The organism is Mariniphaga anaerophila, assembly GCF_900129025.1.
Taxonomy (GTDB): domain Bacteria; phylum Bacteroidota; class Bacteroidia; order Bacteroidales; family Prolixibacteraceae; genus Mariniphaga; species Mariniphaga anaerophila.
This window is the reverse complement of record NZ_FQUM01000015.1, coordinates 63108-74718: the sequence shown is the minus strand read 5'-3', so window position 1 is coordinate 74718 and position 11611 is coordinate 63108. Positions and strand designations below refer to the sequence as shown.

Sequence of the window (11611 nt, the reverse complement as noted above, 5' to 3'; positions counted from 1 at the left end):
TCTCATTTCAAATCAAAAAATCAAAGAACGCTCGTAGTAAATTATATATTAAACAATTACGATCAAACAGATTTAGATTAACGCATCACTAATAAACTTAATTGATTGATTGATTTTAAATTATTTAATCTTTTAATCATTATTTTAGTAAAAATCGTCCTTTCATGCAGCGGGACAAACAAATACAAACGTATAAAATAATCAGCAATGTACAAACGAATCGCTGAATAAAATACTCTGTTTTTCCCTTTGTTATCAACAGGCCTGTATTGACAAACACCTCGTTGTGTTAGCATTTATTTTGACAGATACAAGCCAATTCACATTTTGTTTTGTGCAATTTTACTTCAATTTTTTTAATTATTTACAATAAAAAAAACTTTTTTTTGTGAAATAGAAGCCGTGAAAAGATTTTTTATGCTTTTGGGAAATATTTCAACACAAATTTTCTATCTCAGGCCAGCTTTTTCAACGAGTTCATTTAAATTTACATTATGAAATGGACATGAATTTTCGTCATTCAAAATTCACAAAAAGAGATGATTGAAATTTATGCGAGTTTCTGAATGTCTTCGTATGTTCTTAAACATTCAGAAGTCAAAAAATTTTATACCAATGAAAGAAAAGTCAAAAAAACTCGGATGCCGGTCTATAAAAGCCACCGTCTTCCTTCTACTTTTTGGATTAATTTTACTCGCCTTTTCCTTGAGCTCATGCAAAACATGCAAATGCCCGGCATACTCCGAACAAGCACCAAAAAAAATTGAGTACAAGGCGTAACAAAACAAAAAAAGACCTGACACGATCAGATAGCAGCCACAAAACAAAGGACTCTTTTGTACCCCACCTTACACGTAAATTATTTGGGAGTCCAAAATATTTCAGCAAAAAACCGCTCGCAGAAACAATAAATTCACACCCTTCTCTAGTTGCTTCATTTTTTTGTTCAATAAAATCACCAATAATATTTTGAAAAAAAACATGTTAGCTCAAAAATACCCCGCTGAGAATTGAATCTTTTCCAGAACACCGCAAATCCCCCGAGAAAAACTCAATAAACAAAGCAAAATCAAAAACAGAAAATCAAAAATTGCACCGCCGAAAAACTAAACCATAAAAACACAAAAACGCAAAAGAACACCTTTCCCTCTTTTTAATACGAAAACACAAGAAAAATCAAAGCATGCAAGAGCAATCTTCAGCCAGGTCCAAATCGACACCAAAAAAAAGTGAGGACACACTCATTAAATTAACATTAACGTTAAAAACCTAAAATCCATTTTTGAGAAACAGATTTGACACTGTGAAAATTTAGTATTTAATTTGTATTTGTTTCTGATTCAGGAATTAACCTGAAGTAATTAAAACAGATAGTACATTATATAAATTTTAAACTTACACTACTATGTCAAAAATTAAAATAGGTATTAATGGATTTGGTCGTATTGGCCGTTTGGTTTTCCGTGCTGCTGTAGCAAACGAAAACGTAGAAGTAGTTGGAATCAACGACTTGCTTGATCCTGATTACATCGCTTACATGCTGAAATACGATTCAACTCATGGAAAATTTGATGGCGAAGTAGCTGTTGAAGACGGGATGCTTGTTGTAAACGGCAAAAAAATCCGTGTAACTGCAGTTCCCAATCCTGCCGATTTGAAATGGGGCGAAGTTGGTGCAGAATACGTTGTTGAATCAACAGGTTTGTTTCTGACAAAAGAAAAAGCACAGGGACACATCGAAGCCGGTGCTAAAAAAGTAATCATGTCTGCTCCTTCAAAAGATGATACTCCGATGTTCGTTATGGGTGTAAATAACAAAAGCTACACTAACGACATGACTTTCGTTTCAAATGCTTCTTGTACAACCAACTGCTTAGCTCCGGTTGCAAAAGTATTGCACGACAAATTTGGTATTATCGAAGGTTTGATGACAACAGTACACGCTACAACTGCTACTCAAAAAACAGTTGACGGACCGTCTAAAAAAGACTGGCGCGGTGGCCGTGGCGCAGGACAAAACATTATCCCTTCATCAACAGGTGCTGCTAAAGCTGTAGGTAAAGTAATTCCTAGCCTTAACGGAAAACTTACCGGAATGTCATTCCGTGTACCTACTCCTAATGTTTCAGTTGTTGACCTGACTGTACGTTTGGATAAAGCTGCTTCTTACGAAGCAATTTGCGCTGCAATGAAAGAAGCTTCTGAAGGCGAATTGAAAGGTGTTTTAGGTTACACTGAAGATGCAGTGGTTTCTAACGACTTCCTGGGTGATGCCCGTACTTCTATCTTTGATGCAGGTGCTGGAATCGGCCTGAATGACAACTTCGTTAAAGTTGTTTCTTGGTACGATAACGAATGGGGTTACTCAAACAAAGTTGTTGAACTGATCAAATACATGGATTCAGTAAAATAACAACACTATATAATATATGGTATAAAAAGGGTGTCTTTCGGCATCCTTTTTTTTATTCATACCTTAATGATTCGATGGGATCGAGGCGAGCCGCTTTTTGTGCCGGGTAATAGCCCGAAACAATTCCAACAACAAAGCACAAAACTGCTCCTACAATAATCCAAACCCACGGAATAATAAAAGAAGAACCAATAAGCACCGAAACCAGGTTCCCGACGAGTATTCCCAACACAATTCCAAGCGCACCTCCAATCTGGCCAATAACAATCGCTTCCATTAAAAACTGCTCCCGAACTGTAGAGCCTGTAGCACCAATGGCTTTTCTCACGCCAATTTCTCTGGTGCGCTCAGTTACCGACACCAGCATAATATTCATTAACCCGACTGCCGCACCAAAAAGAGTAATTAGCCCAATAATGGTGGCAACCATGGAAATATTCTTTACATTATTCAGCAATATATTCACCAGGTTATCACTCTTTTCAACATTAAAATCCGATTCGTCCAGCGGATCAAGCCCCCGCACATTTCTAAACACAGCCTCCGCCTGACCAATGGCAACATCCAACATTTCGGCGCGGGGAACCATCACCTGTACGGCAAAATTCATATTCGGCCTCGAAAAATAATTGCGCGTGTTTGTGTATGGGATGAAACAAACCAAATCATTACTGATCCCCATCCCGCTGCCTTTGCTTTTCAATATTCCAATCACCTTATATTTTCCGCTGCCAATGCTAACCACCTTCTGCAAAGCCTCCTCTCCATTTTTAAAAAGCAGCCTCACCAAATCGCTACCCAGCAACACAACTGGGCGCCCGTCGGTTATTTCAGAGCTATTAAAACTTCGCCCTTTTTCAATTTCGAAACCGGCCGTAAGCAAATAATCCTCGTCGATGCCGCGCACACTAATATTAGGATTGGTTTTTTGAGAACCGTATTTTACCGTTGCATTGCCCGAAGCATGAACCGAGATAGCGGTTACCGCCGGAAAATCGTATTGCTCTTTAAAAGCTTTTGCCTGGTAATACGAAATGTACGAATGGTTTTTGGTGCGGTACTGCTGATCACCCACCTGCACGCGCATTCCCCTGCTGGTCAGCGAAAAAGTATTAGCCCCCATAAACGTAAACTCCTTTGTAATGGAATTTTTTATTGAATCAATTGCGGTCAGAATTCCTATTAAAGCAGTAATTCCAACGGCAATAATCAGAACCGTTAATACGGTACGCAACAGATTCGAACGAATAGACTGAAGCGCAATCCTCATATTTTCAGCGAATAAAGTCGCTCTACGCATTTTTTTCTTTTTTTGACAGGTTTAACCGAGACTTTCAAAACTACATTATTAGTGAGGCAAAGTTAAAGAACATTACACCCCAAATCAGCCAATAAATTCCCAATTTTTGACGAACAGACGACGGTATTGTTCGATAATTTTTATCGCTTAATGTTTTTTAACATTTTTTAAAAGGGCCAAAAATCAGTAAAAAAATGCCTCAAAAACATTTCTTCAAGGATACCAAAACCTGTTAAAAATCAATTTTTTGAACCAATTATCGTCCAAATCATAAAGGCAAAAAAGAACCTGCTCATCAATTTTCTCGAAGTTCGGGAGGTTTCTCTTCTTGCTTTTTGAATGAAAAGGTTTTTAACTTTGGTCGTAAGAAGAATTAGTTCAAAGTTATGATTTGTAAATTTAGAATTACTTCGCCTGAATCTAAAAACTTCCAACTTGCTGTGGAAGCAGACGGGAAAAATACATTCCTCGAATTTCATACGATTATACAACAAGGTGTCGATTTTGAATCACACCAACTGGCATCGTTTTTTCTTTCGGATATAAACGGGAGAAAACAACAGGAGGTTTCTCTTTTGGATTTGGGACTGAACGGAGGAATTTACCACACTATGCAAAAAACAAAATTATCTGACTTAATTCAATCAGAAGCGCAAAAAATCACGTACACTTTTGATTTGATTAATGACAGATCATTATTTATAGAACTAACTGGAATTGTTATGGAAAAAAATCTCAAAGAACCGTTAATCACTCTGAAACAGGGTGAAGCTCCGGTGCAGATTTTGGGAGACGACTCTCCTGCACAGGATTCAGCCAAACTTCAGGAAGAAGAGGTTTTAATGGATTTTGGCATTTTAGATGATTACACAGAACTTTACGGTGAAATGGAAGATTATTAATCTTCTGTTCTAAAGAGGTAAATTAAAATCATTACGGACTGTTCATTTTTTTGGACAGTCCTTTTTTTGCGCTTAATTTGCCCTGAAATTACACTACATGGCAAAAACGTTAATTGTAATAACCGGACCAACTGCAGTCGGAAAAACAAAAACCGCTATTGAAGTGGCAAAGTTTTTCAACACAGAAATTGTGTCTGCCGACTCACGACAAATCTACAAAGAGTTGTCCATCGGAACGGCTGTTCCCTCCGCCGAAGAACTGGCAGAAGTAAGGCATCATTTTATTCACTCCCACTCGGTTTACGAGACATACAACGCCAGCCGGTACGAAACAGATGCAATTGATTTACTGGAAAAGCTATTCAAAAACTTCGATACAGTTGTTTTAACCGGTGGTTCAATGCTATACATAGATGCCGTTTGCAAAGGAATCGACACAATGCCCGATGTAGATCCAGAACTGCGGAAAAACTTAAAAATGCGCTTAAACGAAGAAGGAATTGAAAGCCTGCGCATCCAATTAAAAAGGCTGGATCCGGAATACTATTTTAAGGTGGATTTAAAAAACCCGGCCCGGATTGTACACGCTCTCGAAATCTGTTTGATGACAGGAAAACCATACTCATCTTTTCGTTCCTCTCCAAAAAAAGAACGCCCGTTTGCCATTATAAAAACCGGACTGAATTGCGACCGCGACAAACTTCATCAGCGAATAAACCGTCGCGTAGAAAAAATGGCAGAAGCGGGACTCGAAAAAGAAGCGCGCGCTGTTTATCCGCACAAAGAGCTCAATGCACTAAACACCGTTGGCTACAGAGAATTTTTCAATTATTTTGATGGTGACATTTCAAGAGAAAAAGCCATTGAACTGATAAAACGCAACACCCGCCGCTATGCCCGCAAACAACTTACCTGGTTCAGAAACGATCCTGAAATGAACTGGTTCAACCCGGAAGAGACAAACCAGCTCATTGATTTTATAACGGAAAACATCAGCAAAAATGGATAAATCCTCCGAATTTATTGTCCGGGTTTACGGACTCATTTTAAACAACAAAAACGAAATTCTACTGACTGACGAGTTTCAGATGAATACAAAAATGACCAAATTCCCTGGCGGTGGACTACAATACGGAGAGGGAACCATCGACTGCCTGCGAAGAGAATTCAGCGAAGAATGCAACGGGCAGAAAATTGAAAACATTCGTCATTTTTACACCACTGACTTTTTTCAGAAAGCACTTTTTTTCGAAAAAAAGCAACTCATCAGTATTTATTACCTGGCAGACCTAAAATATCCGTTGAGTTTTAAACTGTCAGAAAAACCTTTTGATTTTGACAAAATGGAGAACGGTAAACAAAGTTTCAGGTATGTTAAATTAAAAGATTTAAAAATTGAAAATTTATCGTTCCCGATTGATAAATTTGTGGGAGAAGAACTTAAAAAACGGTATTTATGAAAATCACCATTTTGGGGCCTGCGCATCCGCTGAGAGGAGGCATTGCCGCGCTAAACGAGCGGCTGGCAAAACAACTCGTTGCCGAGGGGCACGAGGTAAATATCGTTTCATTCTCGTTACAATACCCCAAACTTTTGTTCCCCGGGAAAACGCAATTTTCTGACGACAACATTTCGTTCGATTTTCCGGTTACGCAGGAGGTAAATTCAGTGAACCCTTTAAACTGGCTAAAAACAGGAAATAAAATCAAAAAATATAAACCCGATTTATTAATTGTCAGATTCTGGTTGCCGTTTATGGCCATGAGCCTGGGAACAATTTGCGGAATGGTCAGGAAAAACGGGCACACAAAAATTATCTCAATTGTAGATAACATTATTCCACACGAAAAAAGGCCGGGAGACAAGCTTCTGAGCAACTATTTTGTAAACAGAGTGGATGCTTTTATTGCCATGTCGAAAAGCGTTTTAAACGACTTAAATCTGTTTGATTCGGCAAAGCAAAAAAAATTCTCGCCCCACCCCATTTACGATCATTACGGCAATATTGAATCCAGAGAAACTGCGCTTCAAAAACTTAACCTGGATGCTCAGTTCAGATACATTCTGTTTTTTGGTTTTATCAGGGACTACAAAGGGCTTGACTTACTTTTGCACGCAATTGCAAACGAATATTTTGACAAAAACAACATTAAACTGATTGTTGCCGGAGAGTTTTATGCCGATGAGACCAAATATCTGAAGCTGATTGATGAGTTAAATCTTCGCAACAAAGTCATTCTAAAAACCGATTACATTCCAAATTCAGAAGTGGAAAACTATTTTAATGCAGCAGATATTGTGGCTCAGCCATACAAATCGGCCACGCAAAGCGGAGTTACCCAAATCGGATATCATTTTAATAAACCAATGCTTGTTACCGATGTTGGAGGGCTTTCAGAAATTATATCACACGGAAAAGCAGGGTATGTTGTGCCCCCCAACGTAACAGAAATAAAAAATGCATTAACCGATTTTTTCGAAAATAACCGGGCAAATGCATTTACGCAAAACACCATAAAAGAAAAAGAACGGTTCAGTTGGGATAAAATGACAGAATCGATTCTCAGCCTGTACAAAAAATTATAGCAAAAGAATACCAATCAGAATTAATTATGAGTTAACAACTTTGCTATTTATATGTTATTGATTGGCAAAAAGCCAAAAATTTAAAAACTTTGAAGAGTTTGAAAAGGAAAGGGGATAAGCTACGAACGAATTAATAAAAAGACAGTTGCAGCATTTTACACAAGCTGAAATACGGCAGATAGACGACCGCTACCAGGATTTTCTGAATGTTATTAAAGACAAATTTGATGACAAGCGGCTGGCACGAATCGATAAAGCATTCCGGTTCGCCAATGCGGCGCACGACGGCATTAAGCGAAGATCGGGCGAACCATATATTATTCATCCTATTGCAGTTGCCCGAATTGTAGCCAAAGACCTTGGACTGGGAGCCACCTCTATTTGCGCCGCTATTTTGCACGATGTTGTGGAAGATACAGAATATTCCATAAACGACATTGAGAACATGTTTGGCGAAAAAGTTGCCCGCATTGTCGACGGGCTCACCAAGCTTTCGGGTGATTTCGATTCGCGGCAGGTTCTTACGTTAAAGAAAATGCTGATGACCCTTTCGGACGACATCCGGGTTATCCTCATTAAAATTGCCGACCGGCTGCACAACATGCAGACCCTTGACTCCATGCCGCCTCATAAAAAAATAAAAATAGCCGGCGAAACTCTTTATTTGTATGTGCCGCTTGCCCACAGGCTCGGACTCAACGCCATAAAAACAGATCTGGAAGAACTCAGTTTTAAATACAAACACCCCGAAGAATACAACAAAATTCTTTACATGTTACACAACCAGGAAGAAAAACGCAACTACCTGGTTAACGAGTTTATCCGCCCCATTAAAGAGGAATTGGAAGAAGAACAAATTGAAAGTACGGTAACCAACAGGTTAAAATCCTCTTATTCCATCTGGCAGAAAATGCAAAAGAAGGGAATTACTTTCAACGAAATTTACGACATCCTCGCTGTCCGCATTATTATAAAAGCAAAACCACAGATTTCTGAAAAGCGCCAGTGTTTCGACGTTCTGTCCCTTGTAACAGATATTTACAAACCAAAGCCCGACCGCATAAGAGACTGGATTACCATGCCAAAAGCAAACGGTTACGAATCGTTGCATGTTACTGTTATGGGGCCACAGGGGAAATGGGTGGAAGTGCAAATCAGGACAGAACGAATGGACGAAATTGCCGAGCACGGATTTGCCGCCCACTATCGTTACAAAGACATAAGCACTTTCGAAAACGAACTGGATACTTGGATCGAACGCATCAGGGAACATCTGCGCTCTCCTGAATCAGATGCATTCGAGTTTCTCGATGATTTCAAGCTGAATCTTTACGCATCAGAAATAAACCTGTTTACTCCTAAAGGCGACATGGTTTCACTGCCTCGCGGTTCAACAATTATTGACTTTGCGTACGAAATTCACACCGAGTTGGGAAACAAGTGCATCGGGGCGAAAATAAATTTCAAACTGGTTCCCATCAGCCACGTTCTTGAGAACGGAGATCAAATTGAAATTCTTACCTCCGAAAAACAAATTCCGAAGTTGGAATGGCTGAAGTTTGCCACCACGGCGAAAGCCCGTTCAAAAATCAAGGACGCTTTCAAACTGGAAAAAAAAGAGCACATTGACAAAGGTAAAGAAATTGTAGAAGAAGCGCTTAAGAATGCAAAAGCGCCAATTACGTCCAACAATCTGAAAAAAATAATAGCTCATTTTAATCTGAATAATAAAGACCAGCTTTATTCCGAAGTTGGAATGGGATTTTTGGAACTGGATAACCTGGATGAAGTGTTGGGAAAAAAATCGCCCAACAAACTGGTTAAATACTGGAACATTACATTCAGCCGAAAGAAAAAGGAAGAATCGCCGGAAGAAATAGCAAAAGAAGAGGAGCAAAATAAGAACAACAAAATAGACAGACACAAAACATTTCTGCTTAAAGAAGCGCAGGATAATGTTACCTATTCGCTGGCAAAGTGCTGTAACCCTATTCCCGGTGATAAAGTAATCGGCTACCTATCTACCGACGACCATGTAATTATCCATAAAACCGGGTGCAGAGAGGTGGAAAAATTCCTGTCGAGCCACGGCAACCGGATTATTGCAGCCGAATGGACCAAGTTTAAAAAGCAATCGTACCTCACCCGGTTGCGCCTCGAAGGATTCGACAGAGTTGGAATTGTTAACGAAGTAACAAACGTTATTTCAAAACAACACAGCATTAACATGCGCTCTGTAAAATTCGATACGCACGAAGGTATTTTTGAAGGCGATTTGTTCCTGTACATCCACAATGCAGACGATCTTCATCTCCTAATTGCACGGCTCGAAAAAATAAAAGGGATTGACCGTGTTTCTCGGGATGAAAACCTCAGTGATTAATTTTTATTTAGTCTTAATAATCAAAAAAATATTTCTATTTTTGATGCTTGTTTTTAAAAGGGTTAAAGTATGAACAGCCACAAAACCAGGGAGACCGTAAGAAATATGTTTACCGAATACCTGGAAAAAAACGGGCATAGGAAAACTCCTGAAAGATTTGCCATTCTTGATGAAATCTATTCGCGGGACGGCCATTTCGATATTGAGTCGCTGTACATCTCGATGAAAAATAAAAAATACAGAGTCAGTCGTGCCACACTGTACAATACCATCGATCTGCTTCTTGAATGCAAGCTGGTTGTTAAGCACCAGTTTGGAAAAAATATTGCCCAGTTCGAAAAAGCATTTGCAACCATGCAACACGACCATCTGATTGACACCTCCACCGGGAAAGTGGTAGAATTCTTCGATCCCAGAATCAGGGAAATCATCGAAGACACGTGTCAAAAAAATAATTTCAAGCTTTCTCATCACACCCTTTACATTTATGGTCAGCCGGTTAAAAAAAGCTAACCGCGCTCACATTACCAATTCATAAAATCCCCCTTTTATTAAAATCTTTTATGCCTTGTCAACCGAAAATATTTGTACTTTTAAAACTTGATTAAAACGCCGTATGAATATCCGTTGTAACGGGTAATTTGCTACGGCTTTATTAATGAATTTTATAAAAAAGAAATGAAAGTTGACGTACTTTTAGGCCTGCAATGGGGCGACGAAGGAAAAGGGAAAGTAGTTGATGTTTTAACACCGAAATACGATGTTATCACCCGTTTTCAGGGAGGTCCGAATGCCGGGCACACACTGGAATTCAACAACATCAAGCAAGTTCTTCACACCATCCCTTCCGGAATTTTCCGCGAAAATAAAATCAACATTATCGGAAATGGTGTGGTAATCGATCCCATTGTCTTCAAAAAAGAAATTGAAGGGCTGAAAAAAATCGGCGTTGAGCTTTCAAAAAACCTGTACATTTCTAAAAAAGCACATTTAATTCTGCCAACGCACAGGATTTTAGATGCTGCATCGGAACAGAAAAAAGGGAAAACAAAAATCGGCTCTACATTAAAAGGAATAGGTCCGACCTATAAAGATAAAATTGGTCGCGAAGGACTTCGTGTGGGCGACCTGTTGCATAACTTCAGCAACAAATACCAGGAGCGGATAGAAAACCATAAAACAATGCTCGCTGAGTTTTTTCATTACGATTATGAAAAAATCCTCGACGAGTGCGAACAGGAATGGTTCGAAGGAGTGGAAGTATTAAAATCGTTCCAGATTGTTGACACCGAGCACTTTATTAACAACTTGCTTAAAAAAGGAAAATCGGTGCTGGCAGAAGGTGCACAGGGTACATTGTTGGACATCGACTTTGGTTCTTACCCGTTTGTAACCAGTTCAAATACAATTTGCGCAGGAGCTTGCACCGGCCTCGGATTGGCTCCGCAGAAAATCGGAGATGTTTTCGGAATTTTCAAAGCTTATTGTACACGTGTTGGAATGGGTCCTTTCCCAACCGAATTGCTTGACAAAACCGGTGATGACTTGCGCAATGCAGGCCACGAATTTGGCTCTACAACAGGTCGTCCGCGCCGTTGCGGCTGGCTCGACCTTGTGGCTCTCAAATACTCGGTAATGCTTAACGGTGTAACCGAGCTTATTATGATGAAAGCCGACGTTCTAGACACATTCCAGACAATAAAAGTTTGCGTGGGTTATGAAATAAACGGGGAAGTAATTGAAGATTTTCCGTTTGAACTCACCGATGATGTAAAACCTGTTTTTGTAGAATTGCCCGGATGGGAAACCGACCTGACGAAAATTAAAACGCAGAATGAATTCCCCGAAGAGTTAAACAATTACATCAGTTTTATTGAAGACGAAATGGGCATTCCGGTTACCATCGCATCGGTTGGTCCAAACCGGGAACAGACTATTTTCCTCGACAAGGAATAAAAATTACCCGAAAAAATATACCCCCAAACTTCTTTTAATGCCGGATACTTCGTTATCTTTAGGCATTCGG

Annotated in this window: 9 protein-coding genes; 8 read left to right on the top strand and 1 reads right to left on the bottom strand. The window is 39.4% G+C overall.

Annotated features, from left to right (window positions below; genetic code table 11):
• The first annotated feature begins 1405 nt into the window (after window positions 1-1405).
• Window positions 1406-2413, top strand: coding sequence for a type I glyceraldehyde-3-phosphate dehydrogenase (gap, locus tag BUB08_RS18840; RefSeq protein WP_073003469.1), 1008 nt, complete (start codon window positions 1406-1408; stop codon window positions 2411-2413).
• Between the two features lie 52 nt (window positions 2414-2465).
• On the opposite strand, the gene BUB08_RS18835 is transcribed toward gap, so the two are convergent.
• On the bottom strand, window positions 2466-3713 hold the full coding sequence (locus BUB08_RS18835; RefSeq protein WP_073003468.1) for an ABC transporter permease: 1248 nt from the start codon (window positions 3711-3713) through the stop codon (window positions 2466-2468).
• A 386-nt stretch (window positions 3714-4099) separates the two neighbouring features.
• Here BUB08_RS18835 and BUB08_RS18830 point away from each other — a divergent pair, with 386 nt between their 5' ends.
• From BUB08_RS18830 to BUB08_RS18800, 7 genes are all read left to right on the top strand, one after another.
• Window positions 4100-4615 carry an IS1096 element passenger TnpR family protein gene (locus tag BUB08_RS18830; protein ID WP_073003467.1) on the top strand — a complete coding sequence of 172 codons (516 nt, stop codon included), beginning with the start codon at window positions 4100-4102 and terminating at the stop codon, window positions 4613-4615.
• Window positions 4616-4712: 97 nt separating this feature from the next.
• Entirely contained in the window at window positions 4713-5624 is a 912-nt protein-coding gene (gene miaA, locus BUB08_RS18825) for a tRNA (adenosine(37)-N6)-dimethylallyltransferase MiaA (protein WP_073003466.1), read from the top strand.
• On the top strand, window positions 5617-6075 hold the full coding sequence (locus BUB08_RS18820; protein ID WP_073003465.1) for an NUDIX hydrolase: 459 nt from the start codon (window positions 5617-5619) through the stop codon (window positions 6073-6075). The genes miaA and BUB08_RS18820 overlap by 8 nt, the downstream gene beginning before the upstream one ends.
• On the top strand, window positions 6072-7202 hold the full coding sequence (locus tag BUB08_RS18815) for a glycosyltransferase (RefSeq protein WP_073003464.1): 1131 nt from the start codon (window positions 6072-6074) through the stop codon (window positions 7200-7202). The genes BUB08_RS18820 and BUB08_RS18815 overlap by 4 nt, the downstream gene beginning before the upstream one ends.
• Before the next feature lie 145 nt (window positions 7203-7347).
• A complete protein-coding gene (locus tag BUB08_RS18810; RefSeq protein ID WP_073003463.1) occupies window positions 7348-9585 on the top strand; it encodes a RelA/SpoT family protein in 2238 nt (745 codons plus the stop codon).
• A gap of 69 nt (window positions 9586-9654) precedes the next feature.
• A complete protein-coding gene (locus BUB08_RS18805; RefSeq protein ID WP_073003462.1) occupies window positions 9655-10098 on the top strand; it encodes a Fur family transcriptional regulator in 444 nt (147 codons plus the stop codon).
• A gap of 165 nt (window positions 10099-10263) precedes the next feature.
• Entirely contained in the window at window positions 10264-11541 is a 1278-nt protein-coding gene (locus BUB08_RS18800; protein ID WP_073003461.1) for an adenylosuccinate synthase, read from the top strand.
• The last annotated feature ends 70 nt before the right edge of the window (window positions 11542-11611 follow it).